Origin of the sequence: Shinella fusca (assembly GCF_014203155.1) — a bacterium.
GTDB lineage: Bacteria > Pseudomonadota > Alphaproteobacteria > Rhizobiales > Rhizobiaceae > Shinella > Shinella fusca.
In genome coordinates this window covers 328,320-349,146 of the sequence record NZ_JACHIK010000002.1, presented here as the reverse complement: position 1 = coordinate 349,146, position 20,827 = coordinate 328,320, and the positions used below count along the sequence as shown (strand labels likewise).

At 64.5% G+C, this 20,827-nt stretch carries 16 protein-coding genes; 6 read left to right on the top strand and 10 right to left on the bottom strand.

Annotated features, from left to right (window positions below; genetic code table 11):
- The first annotated feature begins 254 nt into the window (after positions 1 to 254).
- The gene (locus tag HNQ66_RS03885; RefSeq protein ID WP_343059421.1) at positions 255 to 1,457 is read left to right on the top strand and encodes a hypothetical protein; all 1,203 of its coding nucleotides are present in this window, start codon (positions 255 to 257) and stop codon (positions 1,455 to 1,457) included.
- 6 nt (positions 1,458 to 1,463) lie between these two features.
- Here HNQ66_RS03885 and HNQ66_RS03880 read toward each other — a convergent pair whose 3' ends face one another.
- The 9 genes from HNQ66_RS03880 to HNQ66_RS03840 form a co-directional block, all read right to left on the bottom strand.
- The gene (locus HNQ66_RS03880) at positions 1,464 to 2,615 is read right to left on the bottom strand and encodes a glycosyltransferase (protein ID WP_184141073.1); all 1,152 of its coding nucleotides are present in this window, start codon (positions 2,613 to 2,615) and stop codon (positions 1,464 to 1,466) included.
- Complete coding sequence (locus tag HNQ66_RS03875; RefSeq protein ID WP_184141071.1) at positions 2,608 to 3,663, bottom strand: polysaccharide deacetylase family protein; 1,056 nt, start codon at positions 3,661 to 3,663, stop codon at positions 2,608 to 2,610. The genes HNQ66_RS03880 and HNQ66_RS03875 overlap by 8 nt, the downstream gene beginning before the upstream one ends.
- The gene (locus HNQ66_RS03870; RefSeq protein WP_184141069.1) at positions 3,608 to 5,029 is read right to left on the bottom strand and encodes a lipid II flippase MurJ; all 1,422 of its coding nucleotides are present in this window, start codon (positions 5,027 to 5,029) and stop codon (positions 3,608 to 3,610) included. Before HNQ66_RS03870 ends, HNQ66_RS03875 begins: the two co-directional genes overlap by 56 nt.
- A 122-nt stretch (positions 5,030 to 5,151) precedes the next feature.
- Entirely contained in the window at positions 5,152 to 6,639 is a 1,488-nt protein-coding gene (locus tag HNQ66_RS03865) for an O-antigen ligase family protein (RefSeq protein ID WP_246434164.1), read from the bottom strand.
- Positions 6,639 to 7,772 carry a glycosyltransferase family 4 protein gene (locus HNQ66_RS03860; protein WP_184141067.1) on the bottom strand — a complete coding sequence of 378 codons (1,134 nt, stop codon included), beginning with the start codon at positions 7,770 to 7,772 and terminating at the stop codon, positions 6,639 to 6,641. Before HNQ66_RS03860 ends, HNQ66_RS03865 begins: the two co-directional genes overlap by 1 nt.
- Positions 7,772 to 10,021, bottom strand: a complete 2,250-nt coding sequence (locus tag HNQ66_RS03855; RefSeq protein ID WP_184141065.1) for a GumC family protein — start codon at positions 10,019 to 10,021, stop codon at positions 7,772 to 7,774. The genes HNQ66_RS03860 and HNQ66_RS03855 overlap by 1 nt, the downstream gene beginning before the upstream one ends.
- Positions 9,939 to 11,093: a glycosyltransferase gene (locus HNQ66_RS03850; RefSeq protein WP_184141063.1), complete on the bottom strand. Its 1,155-nt coding sequence runs from the start codon at positions 11,091 to 11,093 to the stop codon at positions 9,939 to 9,941. The genes HNQ66_RS03855 and HNQ66_RS03850 overlap by 83 nt, the downstream gene beginning before the upstream one ends.
- 107 nt (positions 11,094 to 11,200) lie before the next feature.
- Positions 11,201 to 12,913, bottom strand: a complete 1,713-nt coding sequence (locus tag HNQ66_RS03845) for an alpha/beta fold hydrolase (RefSeq protein WP_184141061.1) — start codon at positions 12,911 to 12,913, stop codon at positions 11,201 to 11,203.
- Positions 12,914 to 13,200: 287 nt separating this feature from the next.
- Positions 13,201 to 14,385: a glycosyltransferase family 4 protein gene (locus tag HNQ66_RS03840; protein WP_184141059.1), complete on the bottom strand. Its 1,185-nt coding sequence runs from the start codon at positions 14,383 to 14,385 to the stop codon at positions 13,201 to 13,203.
- Between the two features lie 323 nt (positions 14,386 to 14,708).
- Between HNQ66_RS03840 and HNQ66_RS03835 the strand changes: the two genes are divergently transcribed.
- The 4 genes from HNQ66_RS03835 (at position 14,709) to HNQ66_RS03820 (ending at position 17,513) form a co-directional block, all read left to right on the top strand.
- Positions 14,709 to 15,671, top strand: a complete 963-nt coding sequence (locus HNQ66_RS03835; RefSeq protein ID WP_184141057.1) for an omptin family outer membrane protease — start codon at positions 14,709 to 14,711, stop codon at positions 15,669 to 15,671.
- A 275-nt stretch (positions 15,672 to 15,946) separates the two neighbouring features.
- Positions 15,947 to 16,423 (top strand): hypothetical protein, encoded by a 477-nt coding sequence (locus HNQ66_RS03830; protein WP_184141055.1) that lies wholly within the window; start codon positions 15,947 to 15,949, stop codon positions 16,421 to 16,423.
- A 143-nt stretch (positions 16,424 to 16,566) separates the two neighbouring features.
- Positions 16,567 to 16,818 carry a hypothetical protein gene (locus HNQ66_RS03825; RefSeq protein ID WP_184141053.1) on the top strand — a complete coding sequence of 84 codons (252 nt, stop codon included), beginning with the start codon at positions 16,567 to 16,569 and terminating at the stop codon, positions 16,816 to 16,818.
- Between the two features lie 2 nt (positions 16,819 to 16,820).
- On the top strand, positions 16,821 to 17,513 hold the full coding sequence (locus tag HNQ66_RS03820) for a DUF899 domain-containing protein (protein WP_184141051.1): 693 nt from the start codon (positions 16,821 to 16,823) through the stop codon (positions 17,511 to 17,513).
- A 20-nt stretch (positions 17,514 to 17,533) separates the two neighbouring features.
- Here the strand turns inward: HNQ66_RS03820 and HNQ66_RS03815 are convergent, their stop codons facing one another.
- Positions 17,534 to 18,448 carry a hydrogen peroxide-inducible genes activator gene (locus tag HNQ66_RS03815; protein ID WP_184141049.1) on the bottom strand — a complete coding sequence of 305 codons (915 nt, stop codon included), beginning with the start codon at positions 18,446 to 18,448 and terminating at the stop codon, positions 17,534 to 17,536.
- A gap of 167 nt (positions 18,449 to 18,615) precedes the next feature.
- Here HNQ66_RS03815 and katG point away from each other — a divergent pair, with 167 nt between their 5' ends.
- Entirely contained in the window at positions 18,616 to 20,787 is a 2,172-nt protein-coding gene (gene katG / locus HNQ66_RS03810; protein ID WP_184141047.1) for a catalase/peroxidase HPI, read from the top strand.
- The last annotated feature ends 40 nt before the right edge of the window (positions 20,788 to 20,827 follow it).

Genomic DNA, 20,827 nt, shown 5'->3' with positions numbered 1-20,827 from the left:
CAATCCATTGGGCAGCGTTACCGGACATGTCTGACAAAGCACCAAGCCATGCGCCGCAAAAAGCGGGGCGAAGCGACCGCCGGACCGGAACGAGCCGGCTTGATCCTTTTCCGCGAAAAGGCCGATTGCAGCAGCCTTGCCGTCATCTGACGCAATGGGCGGCCGGCATGGGCCTTTGCCTGCTAGTGGCGACGTCCCCGGCATCCGGTGCGGATGCACCGACACTCCGGTGGCAGATGGGCGCGGGCAATATCGTGACCTTCCGCACGGGCGCGCCGACCGCCCCCCTCTACCAGGCGCTGCAATGGGTCGGCGCCCGTCTCGGCCGGATGGACTCCTACGGTTGGCGCGACCTGCAGAGGGTGCCGACCCCTCACGATTTCGACGCCGCGATGATGGAGGCGCACGACAACGGCATCACACCCATCTTCCTTCTCGAATACGAGGGAAGCTACCAGACGCTCGACCCGCCGCAGCCGATCGGCTCCTATGACGACTGGTTCAGGGCCGGTGCGGAATATGCCCGCCGTTTCCGGCCGAACGGCGAATGGGGTCATGAGCACGGGATCAAGGACTTCGGCGCCACGATCTACTCCATGACCAACGAGCCGGACGTCCAGAACACCATCCCCAAGAAGGACTATCACGATGCGCTGGAGGGATTTGCCGATGGCATCCACTCCGTCGATCCGGCACTGAAGGCGGTGCCGGCCGGCTTTGCCGCTTGCAACATCGATGGCGATGCGACGCTGCGAGGCTACGGACCGGCCATTGCCGATCTCCTCGAATCCGGCAAGCTCGACGGTATCGATCTGCACACCTACTACAACGACCGCTGGTTTCCGCTGACCGAGGGCCGCCAGTTCTCGGCCCAAAGCTGCTTCGACCGCATCAAGGCCGCGCTTGGCCTCAAGCGGGACATCAATTTCTACGCCACCGAATTCAACATCGCGCGGAGCGAGGGCTGGTCCGATGAGAAACTGGCGGCAAGCCTCTTCCTGACAGCCATTTGGGACAACCTCGGCATCGTCGGCGCGGACGGCCGGCCGGCGATGGTATTCGCCTTCCCCTGGGCCCTTCCCGATACGCCGGAGGTCGACGGTCCGGCCTATGCCATGGCGGTCAGCGACGATCCGTGGCGACCGGAAGAACGTGCAAAGGTTTTGAAAAGGGTGCTGGACCTTGCCGGCGACATGACCATCGTCTCCTCCGATCCTTACGGCACCGGCACGATGCACCTGAAGGGAGCGGACGGGGACCTCTTCGTCTGGCACAATAGGCAGGGCTGGACGAACCTCACCGATGGCCGTTGGCCGATCAGCCTGCCGGAGGGCGCGCGCAAGGTAGAACTGTGGGGATGGGACGGCTTGCGGTCGATCCACGACGTCAGTGGCGACAGCTTCGTCTTCGAAGCGCTGCCCGCAGGCGAGACCTATATGGCCCTCGTCACCCGCTGAGGGCCATCAAACGGCTGCGGCCCGCTTGCCCGCTGCTGCGGCCTTCCAGGCATCATGAAGCTGGCCCGCAATCGCGTCATACGTAAAGCGCAGACGGACGTTTTCGAGCGCTGCCGCCGCCTTTTCCTGCCGATCCCGCGGATCGGCATGGATCGCCTCGATCAGCGAAGCAAGGGCGGCCGGATCCCGTTCCGGCGTCACCCACCCACCCTCTCCGATCACGTCGGGAATGGCGCCGGACCGCGCGCCGACGACCGGAACGCCGCAGCCCTGCGCTTCGATGATCACGCGGCCGAACTGCTCCTTCACCGACGGCGTCGTGCGGGTCATGAGCACGAGCGCATCGAGCGAACGCAGGAAGGCGGCGACCTTTGCGGGCTCGTCCCAACCCGTAATCTGCATGCGGTCGGAAAGGCCGAGGGCCGCCGCCTTCTCGCGCAGCGCCGCCTCGTAAGGCCCCTCGCCCATCAGCTTCAGGACGACCGGCACCGGGGTGCGGGCCATCGCCTCGAGCACATCCTGGATGCCCTTTTCCTCGATCAGCCTGCCGACATAGCCAAGCACGAACTGCGCCGGGTCTTTTTTCTCGCCGGAGGAGCGATGCGGCGTGAACACCGTGTCGTCGACGCCGTAGCCGATCATGCTGACCGGCCCGCTATAGCCTCGCGCCTCGACCACCATGGTTGCGTCGCTGCTGCGCGAGAGAATGTGATCGGTCGCCCCCAGCACGGATTTGCGGATCGTCTCGAAAGGTGGCGGCAGGCGCTTGAGGATGTTCTGGTCCACCTCCAGCACAAGCCCCGCATCGCCCTTCAGCCACCGCGCCTGCAAGGCGACAAGGCTCCAGGGCTCTTCCCACAGATGGATGACGTGCGGGCGAACCTTTCGGATGAGGCGGCGAAGGCCGGGATAGACGTGAAGATACCAGCTGAACGGCCCGGCATGGGAAAAGAGAATGGGCATCACATGGGTCGTGATGCCGGCATCGGCCGGAGGGTCGGCGATGATCTCGCGGCCGAACTGCTTCCAGCGCTGCGGCACCACGAGATGAACATCGAGATCGTCGCGCCCTGCAAGGGGAGCATAGCGCAGACGGCCGGCCGCACGCGAGACGGCCGTGTGCGCGATGGAAATGACCCGCAGTTTCTCCTCAGACACGTCCAAGCGCCCTGGCCGCCGCGGCCGAAGCGCCGGCCATATGCAGTTCCGGCACGAGAAGCGTGCGATAGGCCCCGTTCAGCGTGACGCGAGGATAGGCGTAGGGAACAGGCCCCGGGCGGATCAGGCCCTTCGTCGTTGTCGCGACCCCTTCGTAGCCGACCTCCTGCGCGATCGCAAAATCCCGCGGCCCGCAATCCTTCATGCGGCCGTATGGAAACGCGAAATGCTTGACCGGAACGCCGAGTTTCTCACGCAGGCGCTCGCGGCTGCCGCCCAACTCGTACCGGGCCTCCTCCGGCGTCAGCTCGGAAATCCGCGGATGGGACACCGTGTGCGAGCCGATCTCGACCAGTGGGTCCTGCGCCAGCTCCGACAGCATCTGCCAGGTAATCGCGTGCTTTTCGCGCATTTCGAGCGGATCGACACCGTTCCCGGCGCAGAACTTCGCATAGTGCTCGCCCATCGCCGGGCCGTCCCACTGGGTCTGTAGCGCGGCATAGGTCGCAAGCTTGCGCTCGATCGTGTCCGTCTTGATCTCTTCGCCGTCCACGAGGATGCTGTCGCGAGAGCGTATCGTGTCCTCGAGGCCCGCCCAGCACAACGACATCGTGCCGTCGGGGATGCCGGTCGTGACGAACAGGGTCAGCGGAACGCCGTGACGGCGGAAGAGCGGAACCACCTCCTCGTAGGTGTCGCGATAGCAGTCGTCGATCGAGAAGTTCACGAAGGTGTCACGGGTCGTCCCATCCGCCGCCAGGCGAAGCCCCTCCTCGATCGTCACGATCCTGCGTCCGCTCATCGCCAGATGGGTGAGCAGGGCATCGAGGAAATCGAGGTCGAGGTAGAAATTGCGATTGGGCAGGGACGGCCACACCGCACGCGGCGCGGCGCGGTGAAAGGTGAAAAAGCATCCCCGCGCGCCACGAAAGGCGTCGGTCCACCGAGCCGCCGCCGTAACGATCGCGCCGGACAGAAATGTATCGAAGCCGTCAAGCATCTGGCTTGGAGCCCAGTCTTGAAATAGCGTAGAGATATAGTCTTCCATAAGTTTCCTGTGCGAGCAAACCGACCGAAAGCAATACAGATATTATATAAGCGCCAACACCAAGTGCCAGACGGGCAAGCGTACCATCGAAAACGTGAAGAATTTGGTAGGCGGCAATCACCATAACTGCCGCCGGAAGTAACCCCTTGGCAATAATTCGAAGCAACGACAGGCGCACCGTCAGCGACATCAGAACGGCCGTGCAGAGGACGAGGCTGCGCACGGTCTCGCCGAAGCCGAGGAGCAGCGTGCCGTGGGCATGGACATCGGCGAAGGTCGACGTCACCGCATTGGCTGCAAGGTTGGCGATATAGGACGACACGAGGATTACCGCCGCAAGCGTGCTGCGGCCCGCCCGGTTGAGCAGACGCAGCAGGATCCATCCCAGCGTCGACGCCCACAGGCCGACGGAAATGCCGCGAAGCGCAGCGCCGGTCAGCGCCACGCCCTGGGCGTCGAAGGCACCGCGCTCGAAGATGAGGCGAATGATGTCCGGGGCGAACATGAAGATGAAGGCGGAGGCCGGCATCATCACGATCACGACGAAGCGGGTCAGCGCCTCGGCCTGCTCGTCCAGCCTCTCCGTCGCCCCGCGGGAAAGGACGGAAAGGCCGATCGGCTGGCTCAGCAGCAGGAAGGCGCTATCCGTCAGCGTGCGGGCATAGTCCATGGAGGCGATGGCGCCGGTCGTAAGGCGTGACGCCAGAAGGCGCTCCAGCCAGATGTTCGCCTGTTCGGCGAGCGGCAGCGGCAGGAACGGGACGAGGCGGCCGATAAAAAGGCGCAGCTCCGACCAGACGTCGGCCGGCGACAGTTGCTCGAAGGAGAGGTCCCCTTCGCGCCAGAGCGTCCACAAGGCCCAAACCGCCAACGCGTTGAACGACAGCGTAAAGGCAATAGCGAGCATTGCACCCTTGTCGGTCAGCACCAGCATGCACAGGCCGAGAATCACGCCGACATTCAGGATGCTGGCGCGCGCATTGGTCACGCGGGTCTTGCCGAGCGCGATCTCGCCGGCCGCAAGGCAGTTGAGCACCACCGAGGCAGGCATCGAGAAGGCCATGATGTGAACGAAATGGATCGTCATCTGCTGCTCGGCTTCGGAAACGCCGGTCAGCATGGCATCGACCAGAATGGTGGTCGAAATCATCGTCAGCAGCATCAGGAGAGCGCCGATGGAAGTGAGCGCGACCGTCATCGCTGCGAGGCGATGGGCCGCCATGCCGGCTCGCCTCGCCTCCTGCATGCGCGGAATGAGGATCGCGGGGACGCTCTCGTTCTGCAGGAAGGCAAGCGGCACCAGGATGATGGTGAGCGAACTGCGGAAGCTGTCCGCAAGCGCGGCCACGCCCACGACATGCGCCATGAATATCTCGCGCCCGAAACCGAGAGCCTTGCTGAACAGGGCTCCGCTCGACAGTTTCGTCGCCACCTTCCTGATCGAAGGCGCAGCCGCGGCGTCAGGCCGGGTTTCCGGTGCCTCGTCCATCATGCCGCACGCCCGCGATCGATGACCGGAATCAGCACGACGAAACTCCAGAACAGAAAGCCGGCCTCGGCCGCGCTGATATTGGCGAGAGGCATCTGCAGGAGCCCCCCCATCGCCATGGCCCCGACAAGGACCGCCTGGCGGGATCGCTCCAGAAGCGCGCGGATGACGGCACCGGAAATGGCCCAGAAGAAACCGCAAAGGCACAGGATGCCGGCCACGATCCCCATCATCATCCAGCAGGCGATGATCATGCCGTCGATCGGCATCTGGCCGGCGGAACCGACATCGGTAACCGTGAAGCCATTCCCGATCAGCGAGCTGTCAGGCAGGGACCAGAGGGTGGAATATTGCTGCAGGCGCTCCTGGAAGGAGCCATCCTGGCTGCCCTGCCCAAGCGTCGCCAGGCGGTCGCCGATGACATCGGAGAAGGGCGGGATGGTGACGGCAACGGCGCCGGCAAGGACCAGCGCGAGCATGATGATCTGCGCTTTGCCGCGCGTCTGTGCAAACAGCAGGCAGAACATCAGGGAAATGGCCATGGCCAGCCAGGCGGTCCGGTACAAGGAGAGAAGAAGGGCGAGGATCGACGGCAGGGCCACGAGAAGGGACAGCCAGCCGGACCGGAGGAAAGCGACGAGCAGCAGGCCCACCACCGTGAAGCTGGCAAAGCTTGCGGGGCTGTTCATCGTCGAGAAGACGCGCACGCCGTAGGGCACGGGCTGGCCGATCGAAAGGATCGGTGCGAACTCCATCCAGTATCGGTCCCAGGCCTGGGGATCGACATACTGCAGAATGCCGTAGAGCCCGGTGATGGGCAGGATGACGCAGAATGCAGAAACGGAGGCTTCCAGTATCTCGTCGCGATTGGCGCGCATGGCCAGCACGCCGGCATAGAGGATCGGCGAGAACCACTTGATGAGGCCGCTTGCCGCATCGTTCATCTTGCCCTGCAGCAGGGAAAGCACGCCGGCATAAAGAATGCATGCCCCGACCAGCATGAGCGGACCGAACCGATCGTCGAGGGGCGCCTTGGGATCGAGCAATCGGCGCAGTTCGACGGCAGGCACCAGCAGCGCGATCAGCGGACCGACCAGCATGAGGCCAAGTTCGTCGTATCCCGCTCCGGCGTCGACGATGCGGCGAACGAAGGGCGCGAAGGAGAAGAGGACGAGGCAGGCCTGGAAGTGCGAGGCGATGCCGCTCCGCCAGGCGAAGGCCGCCACCGCGACGCAACCGAGCACGAAGAGCGGGCGCCCCAGTCCACCGGTAAAGCCGCCGACGACGGTAAAGGCGGCGATGAACAGCAAGGCCGGCACCCAGCCGCGCGCAATGCTCGACACAGCCTCGCTTTCGGCCGGAACGGGCAAAGCCTCGATCGGCTTGCGCCTTTGCGCTTGCGGACGCCGCGCTACTCCAATCCTGCGCTGGTCCCGGCCTCGGCGAGCGATCTTTTCCATATCCAACGAACCGTCGCGCCCCGCCATCATCCGGCCGCCGCCTTGACGATGCGGGCTATCGTTTCCCGCATGGTATCGACGCCATAGACCGCGTTCACGCGCTCACGCCCGACCGTCGCCCTTTCACGGAACGGCCGGGGATCGGAAAAGAGGTCGCGCACCGCCTTCGCAAGAGCATCGGCGTCGCCGGGCGGCACGAGCTTGCCTGCCTTGCCGCCGTCGAGAATTTCCGATGAAGCGCCGCAATCCGTTGCGATGACCGGGGTTCCCGCCAGCATGGCCTCGACGATCGTCAGGCCGAAGGGCTCCGGATCGATGGAGGAATGAATGACCCCGTCCACAGCCTGCATGAGCACCGGCACGTCGTTGCGCTGGCCGAGGAAGCGGACGCGCTCGCCGAGACCTTCCCGCTCCACCGTGGCTTCGAGTTCCTGCCGGTAGGCGTCTTCGCCGAACAACGCGCTGCCCACCAGGATGCATTGCACATCCGGCAGGGCCTTCAGGGCATCGAGCACGACATGCTGGCCCTTCCAGGGGGCAAGCCGGCTGAAAACGCCGACAAGCGGTCCCTGCGGCAGGCCAAGAGACGCGCGGTCGACAGCCTGCGGCGGCGTGAGGACGATGCCGTTCGGAACGACCCGCACCCGTTCGGCCCGTCCGCCGGCCTCGATGAAGGCATCGGCGGCGGCCCGGGACGGCACGATCACCGAGGCCGCCCTGCGGTTTGCCAGCAGAATCTGGAGCCGGCGCTGCATACCGCCGAAATGGCGCTCGTTCATGATGTCGTGAAGGTGCCAGACAAGGGGGCGGCGGAAGAAGAAGGATGCCAGCGCGCAGAGAAGAAAGGCCTTTTGCGAATTCGCATAGACGACGTCGTGTCCGCGGGCAGCGGCGGCGATGGCGAAGACCAGCTTTTGCAGCCGTCGCACCAGCGGCAGGGCGGCAAGGAGCGTTCGATCCCGGCGGATGGCGCCGAGTTGGGCGCCGGAGGGTGCGACAACGACATCCAGTCCCTGTCGCCGCAATACGTCTGCCAGCGGGCCGCCTTCCAGCAGGAAGGCGGATGCACCGGGCCAATGCGCGGCAAGGTTGGCGAGCACATATTCGGCACCCGACATCACGCCGGTCTGGTTGACGAACAGAACCCGCGGCGCGCCCATCACGTTGCCTTCCTGCCCCGGGCGAACGCGCGCATCGCGCGGTCGTCCTTGCCGAGCGCCGGCACGAGAACGGCGCCCGCGCTCCTCAGGCCAAGCCTGGCAAGCGTCGTCTCGGCATTCGCGCGCCTGGTCTCCTGCGCGTCGCCGCGGTCGATGCAGACCACCGTGCCGAGTTCCATCTCCGCCAGGCTCCGCAGCGCCTCATGGGATCGCGGATCGAGGAGAGCCGGGCCGGTGAAAAGCACGAGATCGTAGACCTTTGCCCATCCGATCAGGGTCTCAAGCTCTGCGATGTCGCCGCTTTCCAGAAGGCCAAGGGTTTCATTGTCGCCGGCCATGACGTGGAAGCCGGGAGTGGAGGTGCGCGATATGCCGGCCGGCAGCCGGGCCGCTCCCGTCATCACATCGCAAAGCGTGGGTTCCCGGTTCGGCAATTTGAATGCGTCCGCGAATTCGCGCGCGGCCGATCCGCATTCGACGGCAAGGACGTTGTGCCCCTTCTTGGCGAGAACCTGCCCGGCGGCGAGCGTCAGGAAGGCAGCGTCGCGGGAGCCGCCTTCCGCCGGCAGGACCAGCAGCGGCCGGCCGGCACTGGCATCGAACAAATCGGTCGCGAATTCCTTGACGCCCTGCTGAAACCCGACAGCGCACATGCTTCGCCGCAGGATCGCAAGCAGATCGTCACCGGCACCGCCTGCCAATCCGATTGCCGGCAGGTCGGGGAGCGAACCGATGATCTCGAGCGGTTCGGGCTTCAGGACATCGTCGTCCCTGCGCGGCTCGGAAGCATCGTCCTCGTGGTCAAGCTGGCCGAACCCGTTGCGGATCCTGTCCCACAGGACGCAGCTTGCTGCCGCCAGGAACAGGCCGAGGGCGAGCCCCGCCGCGACCATGGGGGTCTTCTTCGGGAAATAGGGACGCGTCGGCTTTTCGGCCAGGCTGACAAGCCGGGTGCCGCCGGTCAGGGAGCGGCGTTCCGATTCCAGCTCGCTCGCACGCTGATAAAGCTGCGCATAGAGCTGGCGCTTGGCTTCGACGTCGCGGACCATACCCTCGATGGAGGATTCGTCAGTGCGTGCGTTGGCCGCATTGTCCTTGGCCTTGTCCACCTCCTTGCGGAGCGTCGTGACGAGATTGCTCGCCGTCTCGAAGTCTTTCTGGGCGCTGACGGAGATGCGCTCGATCTCGTTCGCCAATTGCTGTTTCAAGAGGGAAAGCGAGGCTTCCAGCATGCGGCGCTGGGGATGAAGCGTGCCGAGAACGGCGCTGCTGGCTGCAAGCTGGTTTCCGACCGTGGCGATCTGCTGCTTGAGGTCTGCGACGGTGCGGCTGTCGAGCGCCATCTGCGAGGCCGAGGCGTCGCGCCCGTTCTTCATGTCGCGAATCGCATCGAGGCGCGCCTGGGCCTGGGCCTTCGCCTGCTCGGCAGCGGCCAGTTGCTGGCTGGCGCTCGTCAGGCTTTCGGAACTGATCGAGGCCGTCGCGCCTTGCACAAGGCCGTTCTGACGGCGGAAGCTCTCGATCTTGGCGACCTGGTCGCGGATTTCCTTGTCGAGATCGGTGACTTCCTGCCAGAGCCATTTCGCTGCGACTTCACGGCTATTGGATTCGGTGCCGCGCTGGTCGTTCAGATAGGCCGTCACCAGCGCGTTCGCCATGGTCATGGCATTGTCCGGCGAGGCCGACGTGTAGGAGATCGAAAGCACACGCGAACGACCGACGGCACCGACCGAATACCTGTCAGCGACCTTGTCGGCAAGCTGTGCGGTATCGTTCCGCAGGCTTTCGCACCCGGCCGAGGAACTGCTGCACACCTCCATCGCGGCATCGAGAGCGCCGGGCTGGGAAAGCGCGAGCTTCATCAGGCGCGAGGAGCGCAGGATCATGATCTGGCTTTCGAGGTCGGCGGGGTCGCCCTGCTTCTGCGCCCAGACATCCGAGGTGCGGGTGGCCGGATCTCCTTCCGCGACGATGACCATGCCGGTCGCGAGATAGCGCGCCGGCAGGACGATCGCGGTGACGAGCGACAGCAGCACGATAGCCAGGAAAATGACGACAAACATCAGGCGGTGGCGCCAAAGGCTGCCCACCACCCCTGTCCGCATCAGAAAGGGAGCTGCATTGAACAGATGGCGTTCCATCGTGTTCCGCGTCTCGGCCATAACGTCATCCGCCTTCTGTCGAGAATTTGCTGGCGGGCACATAGCCGACCGCCGAAGATCTGTAGTCTGCAATGCTTTGGTTAACATAGGCGCGCAGCCCCTCGCGGAACCGCTCGGCCGAGAAGCCGGCCGCCTGCGCGCGGCAGTTTTCCGGCAGGAAGTCCCCTTCCCGCTCGATGAAGCGGCGCACGCATGCGGCAATCGCGGCAGGCTCCGGCGCATCGAAGAACAGGCCCGTCTTGCCGTCGAGGACGGATTCGCAGGAACCGCCGCGGCCAAGCGCGAGCACCGGCGTTCCCTCGGACTGCGCTTCGACAGAGATGATGCCGAAATCCTCTTCCGCCGCAAAGACGAAGGCGCGCGCGCTTGCCATGAGCTCGCGCATCGCCGCGTCGCTGACGAATCCGGCAAACGTGACATTGGGGCCGGCGATCTTGCGCAGGTGGCCGGCCTCGGGGCCGTCACCCGCCACGATGAGCTGCTGGTCCGGCAGTTCGGAGAACGCCCGGACGATCGCCTCGATGTTCTTGTAGGGCACCAGGCGGCTGGCGGCCAGGAAGTGGCGTCGTTCCGCCGGTGCATCGGTGCGGGAGGAAAGCTGGACCGGCGGATAGAGAACCCGCGCCTTGCGGCCATAGACCTTGCGGATGCGCCGGGCGACGAAATGCGAATTCGCGATCATCATGTCGGGGCCATGCGCGGTACGCGCATCCCAGATTCTCAGCCAATGCAGGAGCGGGCGGGCCAGGAAGGTCGTGATCGAGCTCTTGTTGCGCGCAAGATAGGTGTGCTGCAGATCCCACGCGTAGCGGATCGGTGAGTGAACATAGGATACGTGCAACTGGTCGGGCCCCGTCAGCACGCCCTTGGCCGCCGCATAGCTGCTCGAAATGATGAGGTCGTAGGGCGAAAGGTCCAGTTGCTCGATGGCAATCGGAAAGAGCGGCAGGAACGCCCGGTGGGCCCGCCGCACGAAAGGCAACTTCTGGATAAACGTCGTCCGGGTGGATTTCAGCCCGATTTTCGCGCGGTCTTCCGGCTTCAGGAAGTCGAAAAGGCAAAAGACATCGGCGTCGGGATAGCAGCGAAGCATCTCCTGAAGCACGCGTTCGGCGCCGCCGACCGTGTAAAGCCAGTCATGTACAATTGCCACACGCATTAGGAAACCCCGCTATACCTCTAGTCTGGTACAGCGGCACGGCATAAAATTTGGTTAATTTATTGCTTCCGAGTGTTCCGGTTTCCCGCTTTCGGCGCCCATCCTCCTCACGCAGCCGACAATCGGACGGATTGCCGTTCGATTGCGGCGACGGCGTCGACGACGCCGTTCAAAATAGCCTTGCGGGCGTGGCGGGCCGTCATATTGTGCTCTGCGTCCGGCACGATCCGGACGACGGCATTCTCATAGTCCGCGGCGGGGCGGTCGCCGAAATGGCGCACCAGTTCGTCGCGCCCCGCATCGTTCTCCGCAAGGATCAGGAACGAGACCACCCCGCGGGCGTGAAGCGCATCGGCCTGCTCGCGCACGGTCCGGGTGAGCCGGCATGGGCCGGCGAAACGGCGCAGGCGTTGGGCAAGGAGCGCTTTGACGATCTTGTTCGCCTCCCTGAGGAGAGTGCTCAGCGGAATGCCGGCCAGAACCTCTTTCACCGTTTTCATGGAGAGCGCGCGGCGGCGGTAGTCGGCCAGGGACGATGTGCCTCCGCTGATCACCTGTTCGAATGTCTCGTCCGGGCCGAGCGCGAGACGGGGTGGATTGACGGCCACCACGCCCCTGATACGGGGGTCGCGCACCGTGGCCTGAACGGCGGCATAGCCGCCGCTGCAGCGGCCGGAAACCAGGACCGGCCCGAGGCCCATCCTCTCTACCGCCGTGACCGCCTCCAGCACGTCGCCGATCTGGCCCTCGTCGTAGAAGAGGGGCCGGTCGACGCCATGGCTGTCGCCGATCCCTCCGGTATCGATGCGGAGGCTGGCAATACCCTGCTGCGCGAGAGAACGGGCGAACTCCACATGCATGCGGGCCCAGCCGATATGGTAGTTGTCGCCGGAATTGACGAAAACGACCACCGCCCTGCTCGCGCGGGTCGTGGGTCGGCACAGGATGCCGAACAGGCTGCCGCCCTTGCCGAACAGCAGGGGTGTTTCGGCAAATCCGGTGCCTTTCAAGGCGGCTGCGGCCACCGGCTCCCTTGCGCCGGCTTTCGCGCCCGGCGGGACGGTGTCGGCAAGCCAGCCCAGCACCTCGTCGAAGTCGCCGGCAGGCGGAGTGGAAGCACGGCTATAGGTGACGAAGTCCTCGTGGGCCGCGTAGTCGACGGCAGTCACGGCAAAGCCGGCCGTTGCGAGCCGCGCCGGCCATTCGTTGGCGGCACGCGTGCCCGGCGGCAGCATTGCCAGAACCGGGAGCGGCCGAGGCGCGTGGCCGAGGCGCAACGCGGAGATTTCCGCGGCAAGGCTTTTCGAAAGGAAATGTCCGGCAACGTTGATGCTGTTTTCCGAGGTTTCGAGCGGCAGGCGCAGGAAGGAGCCGATCATCTTGCTCCAGACGTCCAGCTCGCGCAGGCCCGCCCTTCCCTCGTTTTGCGGCGCCATCAGGACCAGCGCATCCGCAAGCAGGTTTTCGGTCGAATGCGCCGCCATGAGAGCGCCAAGCCCGTGGCCGACGAGAACGAGTTTCTCAATACCACGATTGACCCTCAGGAAGGTCGCAGCCGCGCGGAGCGCGTCCCTCCACGTCTCCAGGGATTCGATCGAGCCCGCATCCCCGAGGCTGTCGCCGGCGCCCGGCCAATCGAAGCGCAGGCAACAATAGCCGGCGTCGGCCAGACGATCGGCGAAAGCAGCCCAGCCCCGGCGGATGGTGAATTCCTCCAGCCCCCAGGCCGGCACCATCAGGACACCGACCTTGCCGCCGCCGTCATGGACAAAGCCGGCGCATGCGTCGAAGGTGGCCGGCACGCCGAAGGCGCGCCTCACGACCGTGTCTCGTAGATTCGTTTTGCAACACACATGGTCAACTGGTTCCCGCCGGCGTGTGAAATGAACCGAAGCCGGGCGCGGCCGACCGCAAGGCGCGATCGGCATTCGCCTGGCCAGCCGCGTGGAGCGTTCCTATCCCGAAAAGGCAAGTCCGGATCGCGCGAGACTTCGTCAAACGACGCCCTGGCAGGAATATTCGAAATTTCCGGACCGCTGTCATTCCCGAAGTGGAACGACGGTAACCAAACCATTAACTTTAAGGCGCCGTCGGACGGCGGATACCTTCAGTGTGCCGGCAGACGCGCGGGAGCCAGCGGGTGTTCGGCTTTCCGCTCCTCCAGTATTTCGGCAAGCAGGTCCACATATTGCCGTGCGATATTGTCCCAACTATAGTTTTCCGCCGTGAGCCGGGCGGCGGCCCGCATCTGCTCTGCGAGCGCCGCATCCCGGAATACCGCCTCGATCTTTCGGGCGATATCGGCACCGTCCTGCACGATCATCATGCCGTTCTGGCCGTCCTTCAGATATTCCTCGATACCGCCGACAGAGGTGGCGAATACGGTCAGGCCGCTCGCCATGGCCTCCATGCACACCAGAGAGAACGTCTCGTACGAGGTCGGGAAGACGAAGGCATCCGCGGCCGCGAAGAACCGTTCGACGTTCTTTTGCTCTCCCGCATAGACGATCCGGCCGGCCGAAGCCTTTGCCATCGCGCGGTAGGGCGCCTGATTGTCCGAGCCGACCACGAGAAGATGGAATTCGGGCCCGAGCCGCTCCATCGCGTCGATGAGATAGGCAAGACCCTTGCGGTTGAACTCGTGCCCGACAAAGAGCAGCAGCGGCGCGTCCTGCGGAATGCCGAAATCCTCCCGGATCCGGCGCCTTGCCGACGCGTCCGGCTTGAAGCGGTCGACATCGACGCCGTTCGAGATGACCCGTATGCGGCTCTCCGGAACGCGGTAGTGTTTCACCAGTTCCTGCGAGACGCGGCGCGAAACCGCAATGTAGCGCTTGTAGCGCAGATGTCCGATCATCCAGTAGTCGCGCAGGGCAACCCAGGCATGAATCGGATTGAGGAGCCAGCGCCATTGCCCCGCGGCCTTCTTGATCTTCAGGTTTTCCGCATTCACGGCGTGCACGACCACCACGTCGCCGGCAAGGCAGTCCCCGTGGCTGATGACAAGGGCTTTCCGCCTGCGCCTGACGACCCGCGTCGCGGCAAGCGTGAAGGCCGGGAACACAAGGAGCCGCGCCAGATGCCGCATGCCTCCGCGCGTGGAAAACCATTTCACCCAGGGACTGACAAGGATCACATCCGTTGCGGTGCCGCTGGCGTCCAACGCGGCGGACGTGACGACGCCGTTTATCAGGCCCACCCGATTGAAAGCCTGGGCCAGCTCCCAGGCGACCCTGTCCGCACCTCCGATAGCACCGAACTCCTGGATAACCTGGAGAATCTCCGGAAACATCGGATTACCTTCCTGGGCCGAATGCCGCGCCCTTGACCTTATGCCGGCCGCATCATGCGGCTCGTGCGGGTATATACCTACTGTCTTAAAAAGCGGCCAAGCCCCATCCCTTATTACGGTTAATTCGTATCATTTTGAACATTAAGCATTTTTCGAAAGGGGAGCGACGGCGGCCAGCGTGTTCCGATAGGGGAAAGACCGGGACACCGGAAGGCGCCCGGCCGCTGCAAATTCGCGGAAGTTGCCGGGAAAGCACAGATTCTTGGGAAGGAAGATGTTACGCAACCATAGACTGCAATTTCCGATGGAGTGATGATTCGACCATGAGCATGAGCTTTTTGCGCGCTCTCACTCTCTCCGGAGCGGTTCTGGCCTCTTTCGCCACTCCCGCATTCGCTGACGACCAGCAGCATCAGACTACGATCATCGGTGCCGACGATTTCGTTTTCGTCGGGGGAATCGGATACACTTGGCTCAAGGGGAACGAGCTTGTCTATAACGGCGGAAACCGCATCAGTCGCTTGATCTGGGAGAGTGATGCACCCGTCATCAATCTCGGCGCCAAGGGTGTTTTCGATGGCGATTGGACCGTATCGGGCGACGTACGGTTCGGCTTCGGCGGCAACAGCCACATGGAAGACTACGACTGGCTCGGCGGCAGCTACGACTTCGACGATTGGACGGATCGATCCGTCCATCCGGATACGGATCTCGACCGCTACATCGATCTCGACATCGCGCTCGGAAAAAATTTCGCCCTGTCCGAGGCCTCGACATTCAACCTGCATGGAGGCTTCAAGTACACGAACGTGAAGTGGACCGGCTATGGCGGATCGTATGTCTACAGCAGCGGGGGCTTTCGCAATACCACTGGCACCTTTGCGGACGGAGAGAAGGTTATCACCTTCGAGCAGAGATATCCGGGCCTGTTCATAGGCGGAGAGGTGAAGACGACCAGCGGAGCCTGGACCATCACCGGGCTTGCCCGGGCAGGCGCGACCATCGGGGCGAGCGACACGGACCACCATTGGCTGAATGACCAGCGCTTCGAGGAAAAATACGGCGCTATTCCGTTCGTCGACCTGGGGCTGGAAGCCGCCTATCAGGTGAACGACAACTCTCAATTCACGCTCGGCGTCGATTTCGAACGCTTCTTCCGCAAGAAAGGGAGCACGAAGGAATACGACATCTCCAGCGGCGCGCAGATAGGCGGGCCGTTCGAGGATGGAGCGGGGATGGACTTTCAGTCGATCACGGTTTCCGCCAACCTGAAGGTCGCTTTCTAGGCCGCGGCGTTCGAAGGCATCGCAACCGCCCGACATGCACCTGGCTGCCGCATCCTCGTCCGTATGGGCGAGGCTCCCTGGCGTGAAGCCATGTGCCTTTTGATACCCAAAGAGGGCCGGGCGCAGCCCGGCGGGGCGATTTCGGTACACATCGATATCGACGTTAACTCATTGGAAAGCAAGAGCTTGTTCGCAATCGCAGGTAGCTGGGATCGGCCCGGTGAGGCGATATCTTCGGCGCCGCTCCATGATGGAGCCTGATTCGAGGAATGAGCATGCCCCACCAGCGCCTCCGTCGCCTCTTGCGGGACCACGCGCCCGCCGATCGCCTCGCCCGCGCAATCCGCGACATCGACAGGCAGATCGAGCAAACCCGGCTTGCCCGCGAGCCGGCCCAGCTCAGCGCCTACCGCGCGCGCCGGATTCTCAAGGAAGCACATGCCCGCTGCCGCGAGCGCGTGGAGAAGCGGATACCGGAAATGCCTTCCCAACAAGCTGTGCGGCCCGATGCGTTGCCCAAGCCGCATCGGTCGCGCAGGGACCCGGTCGAGCGATACGAGGCGCTCCCGGGTCCTCACCATTCCCTTCCGGCATGGCAGGATGTCGAAGACCGCACCGGGCCCGCAGCCCCGGCGCGGGCCTATGACTGGACCGGCGAGAGGGCGCGCAAAGAAAATCGCCTGAAATTGGCGGTCGCCCTCCTTCTCGGCCTTGCCGTCGCCCTTTCGGTCTGGATTGCCATAAAGGTTTAAATCCGGCTTCCGCGGCATTCGGCGCATCGGCGGCCATGCCCGTTAAATCGCGACAGACTTGTCACTCCCGGCCATCGCTCATCCCGGCCTAGTCTCGCTTTGCAACAGCCGGCGACGGCCGGGAATTAAGCGGGAAGCCGAAAATGACGACACGGATAGCATTCGCAGCGCCGGATTGGCTCTGCCTTGCCGCAGCGCCGACCTTCGCGGTCATGGCCTGGATCAGCTCCGGCGATCCGATGGCCGTCTGCACGTCCGGGCCAAGCCTGCTGCCGTCAGGCGGCATGGTCTCGATGTACCTGCTGATGAGCCTTTTCCACCTGCCGCCATGGCTGGCGCTCGTTTCCCGCCGGGGCACGGCGGCTCCCCTCACCAACCGGACCGAAGGAGATTGACCATGCAGCACACGATCGTTTCGCAAGAAGACTGGCTTGCCGCCCGCAAGGCCCTTTTCGAGAAGGAGCGCGCCATGACACACCAGCTCGACGCCCTGCGCGCCGAGCGCCGGCAACTCCCGTGGGTCAGGGTCGAGAAATCCTATGTCTTCGACGGCCCCGATGGGGACGTGACGCTGGGGGACCTGTTCGGGGACCGCAGCCAGCTTGCCATCTATCACTTCATGCTGACGCCCGGCTCGGATCACCTCTGTCCCGGATGCTCCTTCACGATGGACCACGCCGATGCGGCACGCCGCCACTTCGAGCATGCGGACCTCGCCTTCGCCGCGGTCTCGCGCGCGCCGGTCCGGCGGATCGAGGACGTCAAGCGGCGGATGCACTGGACCTTTCCCTGGGTTTCCTCGGGCGACCGCGACTTCAACTACGATTTCGGCGTATCGTTCACCGCGGAAGACCGCGAAGCCGGACATGCACGCTACAACTACGGCCTGACGCAGATCCGCAACGCCTCCGACATGTTCGGCCTCAGCGTCTTCGCAAAGGACGAGCAGGGCGTCATCTACCACACCTACTCGACCTATCATCGCGGCACGGAACTGCTGATGGGCGCGCTCAACTGGCTCGACCTCGTCCCGAAGGGGCGCAACGAGAGCGGCACCATGAGCTGGGTGAGGCTGCACGACGAATATTGAAACGGAGCGGCCGGCGATCGCTAGGCGTTTTCCGCCTGCGCCAGCCGGCTGAGCCCGGCTTCCCTTACGATGTCGGCGATGCGGGCGAACTGCGTCGAGAGCGGGTTGGTCTTCCGCCAGACCATGCCGATGGTCCTTGTGGGGCGCGGCTCGGCAAGGTGCGCGATGCAGACGGAGGACGAGCGCATCTCGGTCTCGACGGCCATTTGCGGAATGAGCGTCACGCCGATGCCGGCGCCGACCATCTGGACGAGCGTCGACAGCGAGCTGCCTTCCATCAGGGCCCGCGTCGCGGCCGGCGCGATATTGCAGACGGAAAGCGCCTGGTCGCGGAAGCAATGGCCTTCCTCGAGGAGAAGCAGGCGCATCTCATGCAGCCTTTCGGATGCCGGAACCGGCTTTCCGGCATCCTCCAGCGGCCGCACAAGCACGAATTCCTCGTCGAAGAGCGGCATTTCCTCCAGCGCGGGCTCGGAGACGGGAAGGGCCACGATGGCAACATCGAGCTTCGCCTCCGCCAGATCCTCGATCAGCCTTTGCGTGATCGCCTCGCGCGGGCGCGGATCGAGCCCGGGATAGAGCCGCGCCAGCGCCTTGATGATGTCCGGCAGCAGATAGGGCGCCACCGTGGGAATGACGCCGAGGCGAAGGCGCCCCGCGAAGGGCCCGTGCGCCGCTCGGCCGAGGTCCTCCAGCTCGTCGACGGCGCGCAGGATCGACCGCACGCGCCCTGCGAATTCCTCGCCGAGCCCGGTCAGGCGGATGCGGCGCCCTCCCCTTTCCACGAGCGGCGCGCCGACAAGGTCCTCCAGCTCCCGTATCTGTACGGAAAGCGCAGGCTGCGAAATGGCGCAACTTTCCGCCGCCCGGCCGAAATGGCCGAGGCGGGCCAGGGCATCGAAATATCGCAAGTGCTTCATGGATAGATTACTCATAAGAATAACCTATCGCAGCTTTTAGTTTTTACAATTGGAATTTATGACAAGGGTTTGCTACCTCTGGATCACTTGGAAGACGGCCTGCAAGGCGGCGACCCCGTTCGCGTGCCGGCAAAAGCGCTTCCGGTGTCCTTTAAAGTCAAAAAATCCGTTGGAGGGACCAAATGGATACGAAGATCCCCACGACCGGCAAGTGTCCGGTCATGCATGGTGGCAACACGGCGCTCGGCAAGTCCGTCATGGAATGGTGGCCCAACGCGCTGAACCTCGACATCCTGCACCAGCACGATACCAAGACCAATCCGCTCGGAAAGGACTTCAACTACCGCGAAGAAGTCCGCAAGCTCGACGTGGAAGCCCTAAAGGCGGACCTGCGCGCGCTCATGACGGACAGCCAGGAGTGGTGGCCGGCCGACTGGGGCAGCTATGTCGGCATGATGGCGCGCGTGAGCTGGCATGCCGCCGGCTCCTACCGCGTCACGGACGGCCGCGGCGGCACCGGCACGGGCAACCAGCGCTTCGCGCCGCTCAACTCCTGGCCGGACAACGTCAACACCGACAAGGGCCGCCGCCTGCTGTGGCCGATCAAGAAGAAATACGGCAACAAGCTCTCCTGGGCCGACCTGATCGCGCTCGCCGGCACCGTCGCCTATGAGGTCGCGGGCCTCAAGACCTTCGGCTTCGCCTTCGGCCGCGAGGACATCTGGCATCCGGAAAAAGACACCTACTGGGGTGCGGAAAAGGAATGGCTCGCGCCGAGCGACGGCCGCTACGGCGATGTCGCCAAGCCCGACACGCTGGAAAACCCGCTCGCCGCCGTGCAGATGGGCCTCATCTATGTGAACCCGGAAGGCGTCAACGGCAAGTCCGACCCGATGGCGACGGCCGCGCAGATGCGCGAGACCTTCGCCCGCATGGGCATGGACGACGAGGAAACCGTCGCCCTGACGGCCGGCGGCCACACCGTCGGCAAGTGCCACGGCAACGGCAATCCGCGCGACCTCAGCCCCGAGCCGGAAGCGGCGGGCCCGGAACTCCAGGGCCTCGGCTGGATGAACACCAAGGGCCGCGGCATCGGCCGCGACACGGTCGTCTCGGGCCTGGAAGGCGCCTGGACCTCCGAGCCGACCAAGTGGGACAACGGCTTCTTCGAGATGCTGTTCAAGCATGAATGGACTTTGGCCCACAGCCCGGCCGGCGCCTCGCAGTGGGTGCCGATCACCATCGCCGAGGAAGACAAGCCCGTCGATGTCGAGGACCCCTCGATCCGCGTCCTGCCGATGATGACCGATGCCGACATGGCGCTGAAGGTGGACCCGATCTACCGCGAGATCTCGCTGCGCTTCAGGAACGACTTCAACGCCTTCTCCGAGGCCTTCGCACGCGGCTGGTTCAAGCTGACGCACCGCGACATGGGCCCGAAGAGCCGGTACATCGGCCCGGACGTGCCGGCAGAAGACCTCATCTGGCAGGATCCGATCCCGGCAGGCCGCAAGGACTATGACGTCGCCGCCGTCGAGGCGATGGTCGCCGCTTCCGGCCTTTCCGTTTCGGACCTCGTCACCACCGCCTGGGACAGCGCCCGCACCTATCGCGGCTCCGACCACCGGGGCGGCGCCAACGGTGCCCGCATCCGCCTTGCACCGCAGAAGGACTGGGAAGGCAACGAGCCGGAGCGGCTTGCCCGCGTGCTTGCCGTTCTCGAGCCGATCGCCGCCGCCACGGGCGCAAGCCTTGCCGACGTGATCGTCCTTGCCGGCAACTACGGCGTCAAGCAGGCTGCGAAGGCCGCCGGCTTCGACGTCAACATGCCCTTCGCACCGGGCCGGGGCGATGCCGCCGCCGAGCAGACCGACGCGGACAGCTTCGCGCCGCTCGAGCCGCTGGCGGACGGTTTCCGCAACTGGCTGAAGAAGGACTATGTGGTGAGCCCGGAAGAGCTGCTGCTCGACCGCGCCCAGCTCATGGGCCTGACGGCGCCGGAGATGACGGCGCTGATCGGCGGCTTGCGCGTCATCGGCACGAACCATGCCGGCACGGCGCACGGCGTCTTCACCGACCGCGTGGGCGCGCTGACGACGGACTTCTTCGTCACGTTGACCGACATGGCCTATTCGTGGGTTCCGACCGGCAGCAACCTCTACGAGATCCGCGACCGCAAGACCGGCGCGGCCCGTTACACGGCCACCCGCGTCGACCTCGTCTTCGGCTCCAACTCGATCCTGCGCGCCTATGCGGAAGTCTATGCCCAGGACGACAACCGCGAGAAGTTCGTCAACGACTTCGTCTCGGCCTGGACCAAGGTGATGAACGCCGACCGCTTCGATCTGGCCTGATCGCCGCGATCACGACCGATCCTTCCCCCGGCCAGGCCGG

Bases quoted from the DNA above. Each gene is read 5' to 3' on its own strand.
- HNQ66_RS03875 (WP_184141071.1), bottom strand. From the start codon at position 3,663: ATGGAAGACTATATCTCTACGCTATTTCAAGACTGGGCTCCAAGCCAG.
- HNQ66_RS03870 (WP_184141069.1), bottom strand. From the start codon at position 5,029: ATGGCGCATGTCGTGGGCGTGGCCGCGCTTGCGGACAGCTTCCGCAGT.
- HNQ66_RS03865 (WP_246434164.1), bottom strand. From the start codon at position 6,639: ATGGCGGGGCGCGACGGTTCGTTGGATATGGAAAAGATCGCTCGCCGA.
- HNQ66_RS03860 (WP_184141067.1), bottom strand. From the start codon at position 7,772: ATGGGCGCGCCGCGGGTTCTGTTCGTCAACCAGACCGGCGTGATGTCG.
- HNQ66_RS03855 (WP_184141065.1), bottom strand. From the start codon at position 10,021: ATGTTAACCAAAGCATTGCAGACTACAGATCTTCGGCGGTCGGCTATG.
- HNQ66_RS03850 (WP_184141063.1), bottom strand. From the start codon at position 11,093: ATGCGTGTGGCAATTGTACATGACTGGCTTTACACGGTCGGCGGCGCC.
- HNQ66_RS03840 (WP_184141059.1), bottom strand. From the start codon at position 14,385: ATGTTTCCGGAGATTCTCCAGGTTATCCAGGAGTTCGGTGCTATCGGA.
- HNQ66_RS03835 (WP_184141057.1), top strand. From the start codon at position 14,709: ATGAGCATGAGCTTTTTGCGCGCTCTCACTCTCTCCGGAGCGGTTCTG.
- HNQ66_RS03830 (WP_184141055.1), top strand. From the start codon at position 15,947: ATGCCCCACCAGCGCCTCCGTCGCCTCTTGCGGGACCACGCGCCCGCC.
- HNQ66_RS03825 (WP_184141053.1), top strand. From the start codon at position 16,567: ATGACGACACGGATAGCATTCGCAGCGCCGGATTGGCTCTGCCTTGCC.
- HNQ66_RS03820 (WP_184141051.1), top strand. From the start codon at position 16,821: ATGCAGCACACGATCGTTTCGCAAGAAGACTGGCTTGCCGCCCGCAAG.
- HNQ66_RS03815 (WP_184141049.1), bottom strand. From the start codon at position 18,448: ATGAGTAATCTATCCATGAAGCACTTGCGATATTTCGATGCCCTGGCC.
- katG (WP_184141047.1), top strand. From the start codon at position 18,616: ATGGATACGAAGATCCCCACGACCGGCAAGTGTCCGGTCATGCATGGT.